At 37.3% G+C, this 19,586-nt stretch carries 19 protein-coding genes and 1 riboswitch; of the genes, 17 read left to right on the top strand and 2 right to left on the bottom strand.

The genetic code is table 11. The features are described 5' to 3' along the window. The first annotated feature begins 24 nt into the window (after nucleotides 1-24). The 4 genes from BFL01S_RS08170 to BFL01S_RS08155 all read left to right on the top strand — a co-directional run bounded on the left by BFL01S_RS08170 (nucleotide 25) and on the right by BFL01S_RS08155 (nucleotide 5,179). Complete coding sequence (locus BFL01S_RS08170) at nucleotides 25-1,005, top strand: electron transfer flavoprotein subunit alpha/FixB family protein (protein WP_061785410.1); 981 nt, start codon at nucleotides 25-27, stop codon at nucleotides 1,003-1,005. Between the two features lie 279 nt (nucleotides 1,006-1,284). Beyond that, entirely contained in the window at nucleotides 1,285-1,599 is a 315-nt protein-coding gene (trxA, locus tag BFL01S_RS08165; RefSeq protein WP_025907844.1) for a thioredoxin, read from the top strand. Nucleotides 1,600-1,796: 197 nt separating this feature from the next. Continuing rightward, on the top strand, nucleotides 1,797-3,563 hold the full coding sequence (gene uvrC / locus BFL01S_RS08160) for an excinuclease ABC subunit UvrC (protein ID WP_061785409.1): 1,767 nt from the start codon (nucleotides 1,797-1,799) through the stop codon (nucleotides 3,561-3,563). A gap of 66 nt (nucleotides 3,564-3,629) precedes the next feature. Then, nucleotides 3,630-3,807, top strand: a riboswitch (Lysine riboswitch). A 133-nt stretch (nucleotides 3,808-3,940) separates the two neighbouring features. Beyond that, nucleotides 3,941-5,179, top strand: coding sequence for an aspartate kinase (locus BFL01S_RS08155; protein WP_061785408.1), 1,239 nt, complete (start codon nucleotides 3,941-3,943; stop codon nucleotides 5,177-5,179). A 19-nt stretch (nucleotides 5,180-5,198) separates the two neighbouring features. Here the strand turns inward: BFL01S_RS08155 and BFL01S_RS08150 are convergent, their stop codons facing one another. After that, a complete protein-coding gene (locus BFL01S_RS08150) occupies nucleotides 5,199-5,714 on the bottom strand; it encodes a YslB family protein (protein WP_061785407.1) in 516 nt (171 codons plus the stop codon). A gap of 467 nt (nucleotides 5,715-6,181) precedes the next feature. On the opposite strand from BFL01S_RS08150, the gene BFL01S_RS08145 reads away from it, so the two are divergent. From BFL01S_RS08145 to BFL01S_RS08115, 7 genes are all read left to right on the top strand, one after another. Further along, the gene (locus BFL01S_RS08145; RefSeq protein ID WP_025907848.1) at nucleotides 6,182-6,790 is read left to right on the top strand and encodes a succinate dehydrogenase cytochrome b558 subunit; all 609 of its coding nucleotides are present in this window, start codon (nucleotides 6,182-6,184) and stop codon (nucleotides 6,788-6,790) included. A 28-nt stretch (nucleotides 6,791-6,818) separates the two neighbouring features. Then, nucleotides 6,819-8,612 (top strand): succinate dehydrogenase flavoprotein subunit, encoded by a 1,794-nt coding sequence (gene sdhA / locus BFL01S_RS08140; protein WP_061785406.1) that lies wholly within the window; start codon nucleotides 6,819-6,821, stop codon nucleotides 8,610-8,612. Further along, nucleotides 8,613-9,386 (top strand): succinate dehydrogenase iron-sulfur subunit, encoded by a 774-nt coding sequence (gene sdhB, locus BFL01S_RS08135; protein ID WP_025907850.1) that lies wholly within the window; start codon nucleotides 8,613-8,615, stop codon nucleotides 9,384-9,386. A 158-nt stretch (nucleotides 9,387-9,544) separates the two neighbouring features. Then, the gene (gene gerE, locus BFL01S_RS08130) at nucleotides 9,545-9,769 is read left to right on the top strand and encodes a spore germination transcription factor GerE (RefSeq protein WP_013059396.1); all 225 of its coding nucleotides are present in this window, start codon (nucleotides 9,545-9,547) and stop codon (nucleotides 9,767-9,769) included. Nucleotides 9,770-9,952: 183 nt separating this feature from the next. Then, the gene (locus BFL01S_RS08125) at nucleotides 9,953-10,276 is read left to right on the top strand and encodes a hypothetical protein (protein WP_061785405.1); all 324 of its coding nucleotides are present in this window, start codon (nucleotides 9,953-9,955) and stop codon (nucleotides 10,274-10,276) included. Between the two features lie 193 nt (nucleotides 10,277-10,469). After that, nucleotides 10,470-10,970 (top strand): cation:proton antiporter regulatory subunit, encoded by a 501-nt coding sequence (locus BFL01S_RS08120; RefSeq protein WP_061785404.1) that lies wholly within the window; start codon nucleotides 10,470-10,472, stop codon nucleotides 10,968-10,970. Between the two features lie 3 nt (nucleotides 10,971-10,973). Next, a complete protein-coding gene (locus BFL01S_RS08115; protein WP_061785403.1) occupies nucleotides 10,974-12,179 on the top strand; it encodes a cation:proton antiporter in 1,206 nt (401 codons plus the stop codon). 239 nt (nucleotides 12,180-12,418) lie between these two features. Here BFL01S_RS08115 and BFL01S_RS08110 read toward each other — a convergent pair whose 3' ends face one another. Next, a complete protein-coding gene (locus tag BFL01S_RS08110) occupies nucleotides 12,419-12,625 on the bottom strand; it encodes a hypothetical protein (RefSeq protein ID WP_061785402.1) in 207 nt (68 codons plus the stop codon). Nucleotides 12,626-12,861: 236 nt separating this feature from the next. Between BFL01S_RS08110 and BFL01S_RS08105 the strand changes: the two genes are divergently transcribed. The 6 genes from BFL01S_RS08105 to BFL01S_RS08080 all read left to right on the top strand — a co-directional run bounded on the left by BFL01S_RS08105 (nucleotide 12,862) and on the right by BFL01S_RS08080 (nucleotide 19,537). After that, nucleotides 12,862-14,859 (top strand): penicillin-binding transpeptidase domain-containing protein, encoded by a 1,998-nt coding sequence (locus BFL01S_RS08105; protein WP_061785401.1) that lies wholly within the window; start codon nucleotides 12,862-12,864, stop codon nucleotides 14,857-14,859. 388 nt (nucleotides 14,860-15,247) lie between these two features. Next, on the top strand, nucleotides 15,248-15,865 hold the full coding sequence (locus tag BFL01S_RS08100) for a DUF47 domain-containing protein (RefSeq protein ID WP_025907856.1): 618 nt from the start codon (nucleotides 15,248-15,250) through the stop codon (nucleotides 15,863-15,865). Nucleotides 15,866-15,878: 13 nt separating this feature from the next. Further along, on the top strand, nucleotides 15,879-16,880 hold the full coding sequence (locus BFL01S_RS08095) for an inorganic phosphate transporter (protein WP_025907857.1): 1,002 nt from the start codon (nucleotides 15,879-15,881) through the stop codon (nucleotides 16,878-16,880). A 224-nt stretch (nucleotides 16,881-17,104) separates the two neighbouring features. Then, nucleotides 17,105-17,524, top strand: a complete 420-nt coding sequence (locus BFL01S_RS08090; protein WP_035319955.1) for a MarR family winged helix-turn-helix transcriptional regulator — start codon at nucleotides 17,105-17,107, stop codon at nucleotides 17,522-17,524. 10 nt (nucleotides 17,525-17,534) lie between these two features. Further along, the gene (gene racE / locus BFL01S_RS08085) at nucleotides 17,535-18,329 is read left to right on the top strand and encodes a glutamate racemase (RefSeq protein ID WP_061785400.1); all 795 of its coding nucleotides are present in this window, start codon (nucleotides 17,535-17,537) and stop codon (nucleotides 18,327-18,329) included. 122 nt (nucleotides 18,330-18,451) lie between these two features. Continuing rightward, nucleotides 18,452-19,537 carry a GerMN domain-containing protein gene (locus tag BFL01S_RS08080; RefSeq protein WP_061785399.1) on the top strand — a complete coding sequence of 362 codons (1,086 nt, stop codon included), beginning with the start codon at nucleotides 18,452-18,454 and terminating at the stop codon, nucleotides 19,535-19,537. Nucleotides 19,538-19,586: the final 49 nt, after the last annotated feature.

Raw genomic sequence — 19,586 nt, 5'->3', positions numbered from 1 at the left:
GCTTAAGATAATGGGGGAATTGAAATGGGACGCAAAGTATTGGTGTTAGGAGAAGCAAGAGAAGGTGCATTACGGCACGTATCATTTGAAGCAATTGCTGCAGGCGCAACGGTTGCTGAAGGTGGAGAAGTCGTTGGCGTTCTTGTTGGTAAAGGAGTGAAAAATTTAGGAGACGAACTCATTCATTACGGAGCAAACCGAGTAATTGTAACCGAGCATGATGACTTGGATTCTTATACATCTGATGGCTATGCACAAGCACTATTGGCTGTTATTCAAGAAGAAAAGCCAGAAGCAATTATATTTGGTCATACGGCTTTAGGAAAAGATTTATCACCTAAATTGGCTGCGCGTCTAGATAAGGGGCTAATATCAGACGTAACAGCACTTGAAGCAGCAGGTGGAAACTTAGTCTTCACTCGCCCAATCTATTCAGGAAAAGCATTTGAAAAGAAGATTTCTACAGAAGACTTTATCTTTGCTACCATTCGTCCAAACAATATCTCGGCTTTGGAAAAAGACACGAATCGTACAGGAGACGTAAAAGCATTTGATGTGGAAATTAAAAATCTACGTACAATTGTAAAAGAAGTAGTTCGCAAAGCCACTCAAGGGGTAGATTTATCAGAAGCAAAAGTGGTCATTGCAGGTGGACGTGGTGTAAAAAGTGAAGATGGATTTAAGCCTCTAGAAGACTTAGCTGATGTGCTTGGTGGAGCAGTTGGAGCATCCCGCGGAGCTTGTGACGCTGAGTACTGCGATTACTCACTTCAAATTGGCCAAACGGGAAAAGTTGTAACACCAGATCTTTATATCGCTTGCGGTATCTCAGGAGCTATTCAACATTTAGCTGGAATGTCTAATTCAAAAGTTATCGTGGCTATTAACAAGGATGCAGAAGCAAACATCTTTAAAGTAGCGGATTATGGCATTGTCGGTGATTTATTTGAAGTCGTACCACTGCTTACAGAAGAATTTAAAAAATTAAAAGTACAATCCTCATAAGAAAAAGTCTTTTCTGCCAGCTACGGTGGAAAAGACTTTTCTTATGAAAATAATGAATGAATTGTTTAAAGGTGTGTAAAATAGGATACAGGTATTATATAAAGCCATTTAGCTTGGCTAGTCTATCGCTGTTCCATGTCCTGGAACGACCTGTATTATGTAGTAAATAAGTTGTTACGAATACGTTAAAAAGTATAAGCAAATAAATAGCCACTGTTATATGAAGGTGGTATACTTTCTTTATCATGTAGATATAGCATATATTTAGGAGGAATTACAATGGCAATTGCACACGCAACAGATCAAACTTTCTCAAATGAAATTGGTTCAGGGCTAGTTCTTGTTGACTTTTGGGCACCATGGTGTGGACCATGTAAAATGATCGCGCCAGTTCTTGAAGAGTTAGATCAAGAATACGGTGAAAAAGTGAAAATCGTAAAGGTAGACGTGGATGAAAACCAAGAAACTGCTGGTAGCCACGGCGTAATGAGTATCCCAACTTTAATTTTATTTAAAGATGGACAAAAGGTAGACCAAGTTATTGGTTACCAACCAAAAGAAGCACTAGCTGAATTAGTTGATAAACACGCGTAAGTAAAAAACCTAGCGATAGCTAGGTTTTTACTACTTTATACCGCATTGACGGTTTCGTACATTTTTTCTAAAAGTGATATAATAAAAGGAAACGAATAAACGTTCGTTTCCTTTTATTTTTGTATAAATGAAGAATAAATATAGATAAGCAAGAAGGTTTTGGCGAAAGTTAAAAATATTGAAGGAAGGAGAGCAGTATGAATCCTTATTTAAAAGAAAAGCTGGCTATTTTACCTGAACAACCGGGTTGTTATTTAATGAAAGATAAGTATGGAACGGTTATTTATGTTGGAAAAGCAAAGGTTCTAAAAAATCGAGTTCGTTCTTATTTCACAGGGTCTCATGATGGAAAAACGCTGCGCCTGGTTAATGATATTGTAGACTTTGAGTATATTGTGACGTCGTCAGACTTAGAAGCCCTTATTTTAGAAATGAATTTAATTAAAAAGCATGATCCTAAATATAATATTATGCTGAAAGATGATAAGGGGTATCCCTTTATTAAAATTACGAATGAAAAACACCCTCGCCTTGTCATCACGCGCAAAATTAAAAAGGATAAAGGAAAATATTTTGGACCGTATCCAAATGTTCAGGCTGCAAATGAAACCAAGCGGCTATTAGATCGCATTTATCCTTTGCGGAAATGTACGACGATGCCTAATCGAGCATGTTTATATTATCATATTGAACAGTGCCTAGCTCCCTGTGTATATGACGTTACGGATAGCCAAAACAAAGAAATTATTGATAATATTACGCGCTTTCTAAGCGGTGGTTATGAACAGGTGAAAATTGAATTAACAGAAAAGATGATGAAAGCTTCAGAAGAGCTAGATTTTGAACGTGCAAAAGAGTATCGAGATCAAATTGCTCATATTGAAGCTACAATGGAGAAGCAAAAAGTAACGTTCAATGACTTTATTAACCGTGATGTATTTGGCTATTCTTATGATAAAGGCTGGATGTGTGTACAAGTTTTCTTTATTCGACAAGGAAAGCTAATGGAACGCGAAGTGTCTATGTTTCCGTTTTACCACGAACCAGAAGAAGATTTCCTAACGTTCATTGGACAATTTTACGGAAAAAACTTAAAGCCTAAAGAAGTTCTTGTGCCAGCAACTGTAGATGCAAACCTTGCAGAACAGCTTTTAGAAGTAGACGTTCAGCATCCAAAACGAGGAAAAAAGAAAGAGCTTGTTGAGCTTGCGTCAAAAAACGCTCAAATTGCCTTAAAAGAAAAGTTTTATTTAATTGAACGAGATGAACAGCGTACGGTTGGTGCTGTCGAGCAGTTGGGGCAAGCACTAGGAATTGAAGCGCCTTATCGTATTGAAGCTTTTGATAATTCCAACATTCAAGGAACAGATCCTGTTTCTGCTATGATCGTTTTCGTTGACGGTAAACCTGAAAAGAAAGAATATCGAAAGTATAAAATTAAAACGGTTGAAGGCCCTGATGATTATGGTTCAATGCGTGAAGTGGTACGAAGACGATATACGCGCGTATTAAAAGAAGGTTTACCTTTACCAGATTTACTTATTGTTGACGGTGGAAAAGGTCATTTAGCAGCTGTTCAAGATGTTTTGGAAAATGAACTGGGGCTGCTTGTTCCAACAGCTGGATTAGTCAAAGATGAAAAGCATAGAACATCTAATTTAATGATTGGAGATCCTCCTGAAATTGTTCCACTTCAGCGTAACAGCCAAGAATTCTACTTGCTTCAGCGAATTCAAGATGAGGTTCACCGCTTTGCTATTACGTTTCATCGACAAGTCCGTTCTAAATCGGCTTTTCAGTCTATATTAGACAATATTCCAGGAGTAGGTGAAAAGCGTAAAAGAGCGTTGTTGCAAAAGTTTGGATCTGTTAAAAAGATGAAGGAAGCATCAATCGAAGAGATTCAAAATGCAGGAGTTCCAAGGTCGGTTGCGGAACAAATTGTTGAAGCCTTAAAAAATTAGTATTGAATTCCAGTTTAAACTCTGATAAGCTAGAACATAATTTCATATGACACTTCATTAAACTGAAGTGAAGATAGAGGTGCGAATTTTAAGAGTACACATTTGGAAGAGTATGAGCTCTAAAGACAAATGTGGAAAGGAAAATTTGCCGAAGTGAATGACATCTCATAGAGTCATTTGCTGGTTCTGCGTTGAATAAATGTAGGATTGTCAAGAATGTGTTTCTTGGAGAGCTATCTCACGGCATTGAACGTTTTATATACTTTTCGTTCGTTAAGCAATGAGATATCCATCTCATTGCTTTTTTTATTGTCTGAGCTTAAGCAATAGATCGCCTCTTTATCATATTGAAAACAAGTGAAAGGATGAGGAGACTTATGGGATTAATCGTTCAAAAATTTGGTGGAACTTCTGTTGGATCAACAGAACGAATTCAGCATGTAGCAAACCGGGTTATCCAGGAAGTTGAGCAAGGCAATCAAGTAGTAGTGGTTGTATCAGCAATGGGTAAAACAACAGATGAATTAGTAAGATTAGCAGGAGAAATTACAAGTAAACCAAGTAAACGAGAAATGGATATGCTACTAACAACCGGTGAGCAAGTTACCATTTCTCTCCTTACAATGGCGCTGCAAGAAAAAGGCTATGACGCTACTTCCTATACAGGATGGCAGGCAGGAATTTGTACGGAAGCTCAGCATGGAAATGCACGAATCACCAAGATTAATGAACAAGCCATTGCAGGGCGTTTGAAAGAAAATCATATTGTGGTCGTAGCAGGATTTCAAGGAATGTCGGAAGATAACAGCATTACAACGTTAGGAAGAGGCGGATCTGATACAACAGCCGTAGCTTTAGCAGCGGCATTAAAAGCAGATAAGTGCGATATCTATACAGACGTAACGGGAGTATTTACAACGGACCCTCGCTACGTGCAAGACGCTCGTAAACTGCAGTCTATTTCATATGATGAAATGCTAGAGCTTGCAAATCTAGGGGCAGGTGTATTGCACCCTCGAGCAGTAGAGTTTGCAAAAAACTATCAGGTGCCACTAGAGGTAAGGTCAAGTCTAGTATTAGAAAGAGGAACGATTGTTGAGGAGGAAGTATCGATGGAACAGAATTTAGTAGTAAGAGGAATTGCATTTGAAGATAATATCTCAAGAGTCACAATTGAAGGGCTAAATAATGAACTTCAGACATTATCAACCATTTTTACAGCATTAGCAAAAGAGCACGTTAACGTGGATATTATTATTCAAAATGTGACGTCAGACAATCGTTTATCTATTTCTTTCTCGATTAAAACAGAAGATACGGATACGACTTTATCTGTGCTAGCTCAGTTAAAAGAAGTAGTAGGTCATAAAAAAGTGGAGCATGAAAGGGGCTTAGCTAAAGTTTCGATTGTTGGATCGGGTATGATTTCAAACCCAGGCGTTGCTGCCGATATGTTTGAAGTATTAGCTGTGGAAGAAATTGAAGTGAAAATGGTAAGTACGTCTGAAATTAAAGTATCAACAGTTGTGCCACATAAAGACATGGTCAAAGCGGTAGAAACTTTGCACACTGCTTTTGAATTAGAAGAGCAAGATATTTATCAAGTTCAAAAATAAAAGCGGGCACAGCCCGCTTTTATTTTTTATATCTTTCCGTTCTAGTTTCAGGTGTAATGATATCTTTTTTATCCCATTGAACGGAAAAAAGGACTTTGTCGGCTTTTTCTTTGTTGGTTAAATAAGTTTCTGTTAGACAGTTTTTTAACTGTTGAACTTGTTCAGCAACAAAGCCAGCTTCAAGATGGAAAGATGAATTGGGATACTCAGTAAATCTTCGTTTGACAACTTCACCTGTTAATTCCATTTCAATGTTATATTTTTCAGTTTTTAAAATGGTTAATTGTCCCCAGCCAGCTTTCACAAAAAAGCCGCTAATCTCTTCAATAGAGGAAAGTGGAAATTTTCGTGCTAACCGTTTTCCTGCCCAGTACGAGATTTCATTCGTATCATTGCTAAGAAGCTCTGGAATTAACACGTCTCGAAGTAAGCTGTATCCAAAATAAGGAGTTGTAGGTGCTTGTGGAGTATCGGTTTGATTGATTTCTTCACTTTCAACGATTTCTTGCTGCGTTTCAGTTTGTTGATTGCTCATTTTTTCCCCTCTTTCTTTACATCTATTATATACAAATTGAGCAGTTCTCTCATCTATTTTTAAAAATAAATCAAGCAAAGTCCATGAGATGGTTGTTGCATCTATAACTTTTCGAAATACGTAAAAAATTATTGTACAATAAAATGAATATCCTTTTATAGGAAGTCGCAATCTTTTGTGGAAAACGGTTACATAAAGGTGTACAATAAGAAGTGTAAAAAATATAAAATCCTATAACATCAACTTAGTAAGCGTTAACAAACTTAATTTTTTATAAATTTATATTTTAATGAAGATTTAAATATCTTATCTTGACGCTCTATGTTGATGGGAGTAAAATTGATGTGTCACATATTTTAATAGAGAATGCAAAGGTTTTCATTTTCTGTTGTATCAATCTATTTATTTTATTCGGGAGCTTTGTTTTCACTAACATTGTTTATCTAACTAAGGGGGGTATTACGCACATGGCAGCGAACAAAGAGTTTCAGTATCGCAAACTACATTCTTTACTAGGTGTCATACCAGTAGGCATATTTTTAGTCCAACATCTGGTTGTCAACCACTTTGCAACAAAGGGAGAAGAAGCGTTTAATCAAGCAGCTCATTTTATGGAGAGCTTACCTTTTCGCTACGCACTTGAAATCTTTATTATCTTCTTACCTATTCTATTTCATGCTATCTATGGCTTGTATATTGCGTTTACTGCCAAAACGAGTGTAAGCAGATACGGTTTCTTCCGTAACTGGATGTTTGTCTTACAACGTGTATCTGGCGTTGTAACGCTTATTTTCATTACATGGCATGTTTGGGAAACACGTATTCAAGCTGCGCTTGGTCAAAAAGTAGACTTTAATATGATGCAAGATATTTTAAGTAATCCTGGTATGATGGTATTTTATATTGTTGGTGTTGTGTCAACGATTTTCCATTTTGCTAATGGATTATGGTCATTTGGCGTTAGCTGGGGGTTAACTGTAACACCTCGCTCTCAACGAATTTCAACATATGTAACATTAGCGATTTTCTTCGCATTAACATTTGTAGGTGTACGTACACTATTCGCATTTGCATAAAATTACGTTTTAAAGGAGTGAGGTTACGATGAGTAAAGGAAGAATTATTGTTGTTGGTGGCGGCTTAGCGGGCTTAATGGCAACAATTAAAATTGCTGAGTCTGGCAAACAAGTTGATTTGTTTTCATTAGTTCCAGTGAAGAGATCTCACTCAGTTTGCGCTCAAGGTGGTATTAACGGAGCTGTAAATACAAAAGGTGAAGGAGATTCACCGTGGGAACACTTTGACGATACGGTATACGGCGGAGACTTTTTAGCCAATCAACCTCCAGTAAAAGCAATGTGTGAAGCTGCCCCAGGCATTATTCATTTATTGGACCGTATGGGTGTTATGTTTAACCGTACTCCTGAAGGTTTGTTAGACTTCAGACGATTCGGAGGAACACAGCATCACAGAACTGCGTTTGCAGGCGCAACAACAGGGCAGCAGCTTCTGTATGCATTAGATGAACAAGTTCGTCGCTATGAAGTAGCAGGGCTCGTAACAAAGTATGAAGGTTGGGAATTCTTAGGAGCAGTATTAGATGATAAGCGTACCTGTCGTGGAATTACCGCACAAGATTTGAAGTCTATGGAAATTAAAACATTCCCTGCAGATGCGGTAATTATGGCCACAGGTGGACCTGGTATTATTTTCGGAAAATCAACGAATTCAGTTATTAATACTGGTTCAGCAGCATCCATTGTGTATCAACAAGGAGCTTACTATTCAAATGGGGAGTTTATTCAAATTCATCCAACAGCCATTCCTGGAGACGATAAGCTTCGCTTAATGAGCGAATCTGCTCGTGGTGAAGGCGGACGTGTTTGGACATATAAAGATGGTAAGCCTTGGTACTTCTTAGAGGAGAAATATCCTGCTTACGGTAACTTGGTACCTCGTGATATTGCAACACGTGAAATATTTGATGTATGCGTAGCGCAAAAGCTTGGTATTAACGGCGAAAACATGGTTTACTTAGACCTTTCTCACAAAGATCCAAAAGAGCTTGATATCAAGCTTGGTGGAATCATTGAAATTTATGAAAAATTCATGGGAGACGACCCACGTAAAGTACCAATGAAAATCTTCCCAGCTGTTCACTATTCAATGGGCGGATTGTGGGTAGATTATGATCAAATGACAAATATTCCTGGTCTGTTTGCAGCAGGTGAGTGTGATTACTCCCAGCACGGTGCAAACCGTCTAGGTGCTAATTCACTTCTATCAGCTATTTATGGCGGTATGGTCGCTGGGCCAAAAGCGGTTGATTACATTAACGGCTTAGAGAAAAGTGCCGATGCTCTACCAACAAGCCTATATGATCAACATGTGAAGCAGGAAGAAGAAAAATGGCAAAGTATTATGTCAATGGATGGAACAGAAAATGCGTATATTCTTCATAAAGAGTTAGGAGAATGGATGACTGACAACGTGACAGTTGTACGTTATAATGACAAGCTGTTACAAACAGATGAGAAAATTCAAGAGCTTATTGAACGCTATGATCGTATTAATATTAACGACACAGCGAAGTGGAGTAACCAAGGGGCAACGTTTACTCGTCAGCTTCAAAATATGCTTCAGCTTTCTCGTGTAGTGACGCTAGGTGCATACAATCGTAACGAAAGCCGTGGGGCGCACTATAAGCCTGAATTCCCAGATCGTAACGATGAAGAATTCTTAAAAACAACAATGGCTCAGTTTGTTGATAAGAAAAAGGCACCAGCTTTCCATTATGAAGAAGTAGATGTGTCATTAATTAAGCCACGTAAACGTGACTATACAAAGAAAAAAGATGAGAAAAAAGCAACGAAAAAACAACAAGAGGGGGTTCGTTAAATGAGTGCACAACAAACGGCACAAAAAACAGTTCGTTTTGTTATTACTCGTCAAGATTCGCCTGAGACAGCTCCTTATAATCAAGAATTTGAGATACCTTATCGCCCTAATATGAACGTGATTTCTGCACTAATGGAAATCCGCCGTAACCCTGTTGATGCAAACGGTAATGAAACAACACCTATTAACTGGGATATGAACTGCTTAGAAGAAGTTTGTGGAGCATGTTCAATGGTCATTAACGGCAAGCCCCGTCAATCTTGTACCGCTCTAGTAGATAAGTTAGAACAGCCGATTCAACTTCAGCCAATGAAGACATTTCCTGTTGTTCGTGACTTACAAGTTGACCGAAGCAGAATGTTTGATTCATTAAAGAAAGTAAAAGCGTGGGTTCCAATCGATGGAACATACGACTTAGGACCGGGGCCTCGCATGCCTGAGAAAAAGCGTCAATGGGCATATGAACTTTCAAAATGTATGACGTGTGGAGTTTGTTTAGAAGCATGTCCAAACGTTAACGATAAATCAAACTTCATCGGACCAGCACCACTTTCTCAAGTAAGATTATTTAATGCTCACCCAACTGGTGCTATGAATAAAGGAGAAAGACTAGAAGCAATTATGGGGGATGGAGGCCTTGCAAACTGCGGTAACTCACAAAACTGCGTGCAGTCTTGTCCAAAGGGTATTCCATTAACAACATCAATTGCAGCGCTTAACCGAGACACAACGATTCAGGCATTCCGTAACTTCTTCGGTAGCGATCAAGTATAATTACAAAAGAGCTCCACGGCTTTTGCAGCTGTGGAGCTCTTTTTATTTTGAAAAAATTTAGAATGTAGTAACCCATTTATTGCTTCCTACATAAGATATGGTGACTAAATTTACACCCATCCGATAGTTCAACTCAGGATCAGGCAAGGAGGGTTACATTGAAAGAAAAAGAGTTTCAACCTAAACCACTGCTGACAAAGCGTGAAAGAGAAGTATTTGAGCTTCTAGTACAAGACAAAACAACAAAAGAAATCGCGAGTGAACTATTCATTAGCGAAAAAACAGTGCGCAATCACATTTCAAATGCGATGCAAAAGCTTGGAGTTAAGGGGCGTTCTCAAGCAGTTGTCGAACTCCTTCGTATGGGGGAACTTGAATTATAACATGAGCGGGGTATCCCTGTTGGGAACCCGCTTTTTGTTAGTGTTTAGAATGTATCATTAGAAAAAATTAAAATAAATAAAAATATACATAAATGAAACTTATCGCTTGAATACAAAACGCATTCTCCGTATAATAAAAAGTGAGAGAGATTTTCTCTACTTTAGATAAAAGGAGGTGCAAATATGAGAAGAGTTTGGTTTTTAATTATGTTTTTCATGCTGCTTGCTTTACCTTTAGGTAATTTGCCAGTTTCATTAAACGATGGTACACAACAACATGCCACTGTTGATACGGTAGCATTAAATCATCCTACAGAAAGTGTACAGCATTCAACTGGCGTAAAGCTCGTTACCAAGCATTTTAATATATCGTTCGAAACGGGATACGCACCTGTTTTGTCAGTAACACAAGTTGAACAACCTCTAATATATGAAAGTCAAAAAGAGTTATTTGCTCTCCGACAACCCTTTATTTATGCAAAACAATTTCAAACAAATTACCTCTAACTATTCAACAATTAAAATCCTACGTTTACCTTATAAAAAATTAACGTTTAATAAGGTTATTTGTTGTGCAAACTTTTATGTATTAAACGTTACCCTATAAAACTGTAATTTCCCATATACACTTTGTTAGATTTACACGAAATTAAGATGAGTAACTATCAAAAAATCATTATGTTATAGGAGTTGTTCATGCATGGTTGTTAGAGAATCTGAGCTTCCAGGTATCGGCAGAAAATTTGAAATTGATACACAGGAAGGAAATCGTATTGTTATTATTCTTCATGATGACGGTCGTCGTGAAGTATATTATTTTGATAAAAGAGACTTGGAAGAAAGTGCTTTTGATATTACGCTTAACGATACAGAAGCCAGACAGTTGGCTGCCATTTTAGGAGGCATGATTTATAAGCCAAAGGCAATGGAAACAATCGAAGTGGCTTTTAATGACCTCATCATCGAATGGTATAAAGTTGAATCGGGCGCCAAAGCTCATAATAAAACTATCGGCGATATAGACGTTCGTAGTAATTATGATGTAACAATCATCGCCATTATGAAAGGACCCAAAACAAAGCTTTCTAGTCCTGGTCCAGATACTGTTATTGAAGAAGGAGACACGCTCGTTATTTCTGGTGAGAGAGGCAACTTGAAACGGTTAATTACAGAGCTTCTTTCAAAAGGAGGTAGCGCTTAATCTATGGATCATTTAGTTTTTGAAGTTGGAACAGCGCTAGTATTGGTGGCAGTGGCTGCTGTTTTGGCAAATAAATTAAAATTTACTATTATTCCATTTTTAATCTTATTAGGAATGGCAGTAGGACCACATGCTCCGGAATTTGGAGCCCTAAGCTTTAAGTTTATTGAAAGTGAAGAAATTATCTCTTTTATGGGCAGAATTGGGGTGCTATTCCTTCTCTTCTACTTGGGCTTGGAATTTTCAGTCGGAAAGTTAATTAAATCGGGGCGTTCTATCGCTGTTGGTGGTTCCATTTATATCTTAATTAACTTTAGTCTTGGTTTGTTGTATGGGTACTTGACAGGTTATCCTCTTTTAGAAGTACTCATTATGGCTGGTATTATTACGATTTCTTCAAGCGCAATTGTTGCTAAAGTTCTGGTTGACTTAAAGCGAACGGCTAACCCTGAAACTGAACTTATTCTAGGAATTATTATGTTTGAGGATATTTTCCTAGCAGTCTATTTATCCGTCGTATCAGGGCTTGTACTTGGTGACCACACGTCCATCTGGAGCTCTGTCGTATCGGTTTTAATTGCGTTTGGTTATATGTTGTTGTTCTTTATCATTGCTCGCAAAGCAACGCCTCTACTCAACAAATTGTTAAACATTTCTTCAAATGAAATTTTTATTATTGTTGTGTTTGCAACACTGTTTTTTGTTGCTGGATTCTCAGAAACAATTCACGTTGCAGAAGCAATCGGAGCATTGCTGTTAGGTCTAGTGTTTTCAGAAACGGAGCATCGCGATCGCATTGAGCACTTAGTCATTCCATTTAGAGATTTCTTTGGAGCGATTTTCTTCTTTAGCTTTGGATTAAGCATTGATCCTTTAACGCTATTAGATGCAGCATGGTTAGCAATCGGTGCGGTTATCTTAACCATCATCGGAAACTTCACATCCGGTATGATAGCTGGTCGTAAAAGTGGATTATCTCATAAAGCATCAACGAATATTGGATTAACGATTGTTTCACGTGGGGAATTCTCAATTATTATGGCTAATATTGGAATAGCGGGTGGACTGGCTTCAATTTTACAACCATTCGCAGCTTTATATGTACTCATTCTAGCCATTCTCGGACCATTATTAACGAAAGAGTCGAAGATGATTTATGGAATGTTAAACAAGATTTTTAAATGGAAAAAGGTTGAAAAATCTCATTAATCATAGTTGGAAAATCGGAATAATTTGATATATTTCAAGATAATGAAATGGATGGCTTGGTATTTTGAGGACCAGCGAATTGCTGAACGGAAAGCTTCTACCCATTTTAGGTGAGAGTTTTTTGTGTTAATAGGATAATAAAATGAAGGAGTTCTCTAAAGAAGCAAGATCTCGTCTATTTATCATAAAGGAAGTCAAAATAAAAATTTTAAAAAAGCCGACTCATAAAGAGCGGCTTTTTAGGTTGTTGGTTTTGGTTTAGTAGGAACAGCTTGATCGACTTTTTTAGTTTGCTGGATATAGACTTTGAATAAGAAGATATTTAAGCATCCTAATGTTAAGAACAAAGGTGCGAAATAATATTCTTTTACGAGAAATAAAACGAAAACGCTTCCAAAACAGAACAGAGAACTAAATAAAAAGTAAAACTGTAAGAACTTTTTCACTTTAATCGCCTCCTGTTTACAACTTCTTACACTTATTATATCAAATGATTAACAAAATAGACACAAAATATTCACAAATTGTTCAAAAAAAATTCGCAAAATATCTTGATTTTTTGTCGAAAACAATCATATGTGTATGATGTATAACAAATGGACGAAAAGAGTTGCTTAAATTGGGAATATATATGTAAAATTTAATATTGCAGGAAAAAAGTACAATTAAAGGGGATGAATAGATGAAAAAATTGAGCTTGTTTTGTTTGATGATGTTAATCATGATTATAGCGGGCTGTTCAAATGAAGAAGCAGCGAGCGATCGCTTTGAACAATATGTGAAGCTTTGGAATGATCAAAAGTTTGAAGACATGTATTCTTATCTATCTCAAGAAGCTAAAAAAGATGTGACAAAAGATGAGTTTGTAGCTAGATATCAAAATATTTATGGCGGAGCTGAGGTAAAGAAATTAAAAGTAAAGGCCATAAAATCTGAGGGAAAGCCAGAAAATAATGAAATTTCTTTACCGTTTGAAGTAAGTATGGACACGGCAGCTGGGAAAGTTTCTTTTAAAGAAAACGCGCTATGGGTTGAAGAAAAAGTTGATGATAAAAACAAGTGGAGCGTATCTTGGAAACCCAGCATGATTTTTGAGGGAATGACGGACGGAGATGAAGTAAGCGTTAAAACATTGCGAGCTGAACGAGGAGAGATTACCGATCGTTCTGGAAGTTATTTAGCTCAGAATGGAAATGCTTCTCAAGTAGGCATTGTACCAGTAAAATTCAAGGCGAAGATGGATGAGAATAAAGAGAGCTTAAGCAAGCTTTTAAATATATCCACTGAAGAAATAGATAAGGCGCTTAATGCTTCATGGGTAAAAGAAGATCAGTTTGTGCCAATCAAAACAATGACAGAAGATGAAGCTTTAAAAGGAGAAGAGCAGCTTCTAGGCATTGAAGGAGTTCAAATTAATAATGTACCTGCACGTGTTTATCCATGTGCTGAAGCGTGTGCACACTTAGTAGGTTATGTAGCCCCTGTGACGGCAGAGTTTTTGAAACAACATAAGGGTGAAGGATACAACTCCCAGTCTAGCGCTGGTTTAATTGGTATAGAAGCTCAATACGAAGAGACGCTGCGTGCCAAAGATGGAGCAGTAATTTCGATTGTGGGTTCTGATGGTAACGTAAAGAAAGAAATTGCGAGTAAGGAAGCCGAAAACGGAAAAAATGTGCAGCTGACAGTAGATGTAGCAATGCAGAAAAAGCTATATGAACAAGTAAAAGATGAAAAGGGGCTCGGGGTTGCGATTCATCCTACAACAGGAGATGTATTAGGAATGGTTAGTGCACCTTCTTTTAATCCAAACCATTTTTCTTTAGGAATTACATCTACAGAGTACAGTAAACTGTCTAACGACGCAGCTAAGCCGTTACTGAACCGTTTTAACAAAACATATTCACCTGGCTCTACATTTAAATTACTATCGGCAGCATTGATTGCTGACAGTGAGAAGTTTGATTTGAATGAAAAGAGAACAATCGGTGATAAATGGCAAAAAGATAGCAGTTGGGGCGATTTTTATGTCACGCGTGTAGGCAATCAACCTAACGTCAATTTTCGAGATGCGCTTGTCACATCAGATAATATTTATTTTGCCCAAGCAATAACGGAATTAGGAGTAAAAGCGTTTGAGCAAGGTAGCAAGAAGTTTGGTTTTAACGAAAAGTTACCAATCGAGTTTCCGTTTCAAACGTCTAAAATTTCACAAAGCAATTCTATAGACTCTGAACTTCTCTTAGCAAATTCAGCATATGGACAAGGAGAAGTGCAGATTAGTCCTCTTCATCTAGCATCTGTATATTCGTCTATTGTAAACGATGGGAATATGATTAAACCAAAGCTTGTTATGAATGAGGAAACAGAGCCTGAGTTTTGGAAAGAGGACGTAATGAGTAGTGAAGCAGCTTTAAAGATCAAAGAAAGCTTAATTGGCGTTATTGAAGATCCTAATGGGACAGCGAAAGAAGCGAAAATAAGTAACTTAACGCTTGCTGGAAAAACTGGTACAGCAGAATTGAAACTTTCTCAAGGTGAGAAAGGAAAAGAAAATGGTTGGTTTGTAGCGGTAGATACTGAGTCACCACATTTACTAGTAGCTATGATGGTTGAGGATGTAAAAAAAGGTAGTCATGATGTTACGCCAAAGGTAAAAAATATATTTAGCCAAAAATAACAATTAAATAAGAAAAAAGAGGGGGAGAATTTAAGTATTCCCCTTCTTCTTTGTTTCGATTTAATTTTCAGAATAAATAAAAATGTTAAAAGTTTGTAAACCCCAATATTATCCAATGGTTTGGTATCCCTTGATACAACAAGGGTTTATATAATAAGAAAATAAGATTGTAAAGTGGGGTCTTTACAATTCGTCTGAAAACATATTGACATTCGTTCATAATAGGAGTAATTTTTGTTTTGGTATTAAAAAATTCAGTGAAAAAGCTAAGTTTTTGTCGAACGATGTAAAGAGATATAATCTACGATGAAAGCTTAATTAAAATAGGGACTGAAAAAATACATAACGAGTCCTTATAAAGGTTAATAAATTGGATGGAGGCTTTACCGTGATTAAAAGGAAAAAAGACAAATTTTCTGAAATGTTGCTTGATATTGCTCAAAACCTAAAAGACTCAGCTGACTTTTTAGGCAACTTTGAATTAAACAATGTATCAGATTTAAAAGAATTCGCTAATGTATTAAAAGCATACGAATCAAAAGGTGACCAATATGTTCATACAGTAATTACAGAACTGAATAAAGCATTTATCACACCGATTGAACGTGAGGATATTTTACAATTAGCGATGAGTCTAGATGACGTATTAGACGGTATTGATAACTTTGCAGCTATGCTGGAAATTTACTCAATTGCAAAATTTGATGAGTATGTAAAAGAATTTGTGAAGAATATTCAAAGTTGTGCAGCTGAAATTTTACTAACAATTAATCTTTTATCTGAAAAGAAATTATCTCAAATTAGTGCACATGCAATTAAAATTAAAGAATATGAGTCGCAATGCGATATTTTATATAGAAGAGCGTTGAAGCAATTATTTTCTACATGTAAAGATCCAATTCAAGTAATCCAGTATAAAGAAATTTATGAAATATTAGAAGAGGTGGCAGATTACTGTCAAACTGTTGCTAATAATTTAGAGACAGTTATCATGAAGAACGCGTAAAGGGGCAATAAAATTGGATTCACTGTTACTTTTAACTATCCTTGTTGTCGTTGGAGCGCTTGCCTTTGATTTTATCAATGGCTTTCATGATACAGCAAATGCAATTGCTACGTCTGTTTCAACCAAAGCGTTAAAGCCTAGACATGCAATTATTATGGCGGCAACAATGAATTTTATAGGAGCAATGACTTTTACAGGAGTTGCAAAAACAATTACAAAAGATATCGTTGATCCATTTACACTTCAAAATGGATCAGTTGTAATACTAGCTGCGTTAATCGCTGCGATTGCATGGAATTTAATTACGTGGTATTACGGAATACCAAGTAGTTCGTCACATGCTATCATCGGTGCAATTGCGGGAGCTGCCATTGCAGCAGCGGGATTTGGTGCATTAAACTATGGCGGTTTTATCAAAATTATTCAAGCTCTTATCATCTCACCAATCCTTGCTTTTGTTGTTGGTTATATTGTATATACCATCATAAAGCTAGTCTTTAAACATAATAGTAATTTATCTAAGACTAACAAGCAGTTTCGTCATGTTCAAATCTTAACAGCGGCATTACAATCTTACACTCACGGAACGAACGATGCTCAAAAGGCGATGGGGATTATTACAATGGCCTTAATTGCAAACAATATGCAGAGCTCAACTGATATTCAGTGGTGGGTACAGCTCTCTTGTGCATTAGCAATGGGAATTGGAACATCAGTTGGTGGTTGGAAAATCATCAAAACAGTTGGTGGTAAGATTATGAAAATTCGTCCGGTTAACGGTGTAGCGGCAGACTTAACAGGTGCTGCGATTATTTTTGGAGCGACGTTTATTCACCTACCAGTTAGTACGACGCATGTTATTTCATCATCAATTCTTGGTGTTGGTTCAGCTCATCGTATTAAAGGTGTTAAATGGGGGACGGCACAGCGTATGTTAATTACATGGGTTATTACGTTGCCAATCTCCGCTACGTTAGCAGCAATTGCGTATTTCATCTTAGATCTATTCTTTTAAAGAAGCTCAATTCCTGAGCTTCTTTTTTTAGTTATCTAAACGAAGGGTTAGATTTTAGGCAGCTGTTTAAGTTCTAGCTTGAAAAAGAGCGTGAAAAAGAGGACAATAAACATGATAGTTACGAAGGTACGTAGGGCGCTATGCGTTTAAATAAAAATAGAAATAAGGTGAATTCCTTAGAAAGTTAGAAAGGTGGTATATGATTGCGAGATCAAGATGAAAGCATGGTAGCAGAGTTGGAAAGGTCGCTTCGGCATATTGAAGCAATCATTAAACAAAAAGGTAGAGAAATTTTGGGGCAGTATTCGATTACTCCGCCCCAATTTATTGCATTGCAGTGGTTGTTTGAGCGTGGTGATATGACAATCGGTGATTTGTCTAATCGAATTTATTTAGCCTGCAGTACCACAACTGATTTAGTAGATCGTATGGAAAAGAACAAATTGGTGATGAGAGTAAAAGATCCAAAAGATAGACGAGTTGTTCGTATCCATCTGCTTCCAGAAGGAGAGCGGATTATTGAAGAAGTAATTTATAAAAGAAGAGGTTATCTAGAAGGTGTACTAAGTGACTTCTCAGAAGAGGAAATAAAAGATCTTCAAGGTAAATTAAAGAGATTACATGATGAAATGAAAGAAAAATGAGGCGATTTTTGTGAGTAGACCAATAGGTGTTATTGATTCAGGTGTAGGTGGATTAACCGTTGCGAAAGAGATTATGAGACAGCTTCCGAAAGAACAGATTATGTATATCGGAGACACAGCTCGCTGTCCATACGGGCCCCGACCCAGTGAAGAAGTGAAAGCTTTTACTTGGGAGATGACGAACTATTTAGTAGAGCGTAATATAAAGATGCTCGTCATTGCCTGTAATACAGCGACGGCTGTTGTACTTGAGGAGATTCAGCAGCAGTTAGATATTCCTGTACTTGGAGTCATTCAACCTGGTTCTCGTGCAGCGCTTAAAGTGACGAAAAATCACAAAATAGGTGTCATAGGGACAAACGGTACGGTCAAGAGTCAGGCGTATACACATGCTCTTAAAGCTTTGCATAATCGAGTAGAAGTAGATAATCTAGCCTGTCCACTATTTGTACCGTTAGTCGAGAGCGGTAATTATGAAAGTGACGAAGCTTTACAGATTGTAAAGGAAACGCTAAAGCCGTTGACTAACACGGATATTGATACGTTGATTTTGGGATGTACTCACTACCCGCTGTTACGACCCGTTATTCAACAGGTAATTGGAAGTGGTGTCCAGCTGATAAGCTCTGGTGAAGAGACAGCTATTGAGGTGAGCGCTATCTTATCTTATAGTAATTTACTAGCATCAAACGGTGAATTACCTGAGCATCAATTCTTCACAACAGGATCAGTTGAACTTTTTCAATCTATTGCATCGAAGTGGTTTGAGCATCCGGTGTATAACGTAAATCATATTGTTTTATAATCTACACAAAAGGAGCAGTGAGAGGTCGCTGCTCCTTTCGTATGAAAAAATAAATTCCTTCGGTCTAAAATAAAAAAAGGCTCGTATACATAATAGTACAAACCGTCTGAGGAGGGGAAGAAATGTCTAAAAAGACAAATCTTATCATGGTGTCAGCAGTGGTAGCTACATCGGTACTATTATCGGGATGTGGGATGTTTGGCGGTGAAAAAACGGCAGAAATTGATCCACCAAAAGATGTCACCTACGTTAAAGATGAAAAAGCATTGGAAACTGAAGGTAAAGTAGCAAAAGAAGGAAGCAATCAGAAGAAAGAAGCAGCAAAGTCTAAAGCTGAAAATAAAACAGAAGTTTATTTGATTGATAAAAACGGCTACGTTGTGCCTCAAACATTAACTATGCCGAATGAAAAAGGTGTTGCGAAACAATCGCTTGAGTATTTAATTGAAGGTGGAGAAGTTTCAAATCTCTTGCCAGATGGTTTCCGAGCGGTGTTGCCAGCGGATACTCGCGTGTTAGGAACGAAATTAGAAAAAGACGGAACGATGATTGCTGATTTTTCACCTGAGTTTGCCAATTATAAAAAAGAAGATGAACTTCGTATTTTACAAGCAATTACCTGGACACTTACTCAGTTTGACGGGGTAGAAAAAGTTAAGCTTCGTATTAATGGCTATGATAAAGATACGATGCCAGTTAATAACACGCCGATTAGCGAAGGATTAAGCAGAGCGGATGGTATTAACTTTGACAATTCAGGTGTTGTGAATATTACTCAAACAAAGCCGGCTACGGTTTATTATTTAGCTCAAAACGGGAAGCACACGTACTACGTTCCTGTTACGAAACGAATCAAGGTGAATGAAAGCGATATGTATACAGCTATTGTTAATGAATTAGTGGAAGGCCCATCTGCTTCTTCAGGGCTTGTTACAGACTTTAATCCAGATGCGCAGCTTGTATCTAAGCCGAAATACGCGGACGGTGAGCTAACGTTAACGTTCAATGAAAATATTTTTGGTAATCTGAAAGGAAGCAAAGTATCTCAACAAGTACTAGATTCACTTGTCCTTTCATTGACAGAGCAAACAGGTGTTGAAAGCGTTGCGATTAAAGTAGACGGTAAGAAGACGTTAACGAATGAAGAAGGGAAAAAATTAACTGAACCGGTGTCTCGACCGAAAAATGTGAATACAAAAAGTTTCTAAAAAGGTTTTTCACTATATTGATGATAAACATAAGAAGGAGACTGAGACG

The sequence above is a fragment of the Priestia flexa NBRC 15715 genome, assembly GCF_001591565.1.
In the GTDB taxonomy this organism is placed as follows: Bacteria; Bacillota; Bacilli; order Bacillales; family Bacillaceae_H; genus Priestia; species Priestia flexa.
This window is presented reverse-complemented; position numbering and strand designations above follow the sequence as displayed.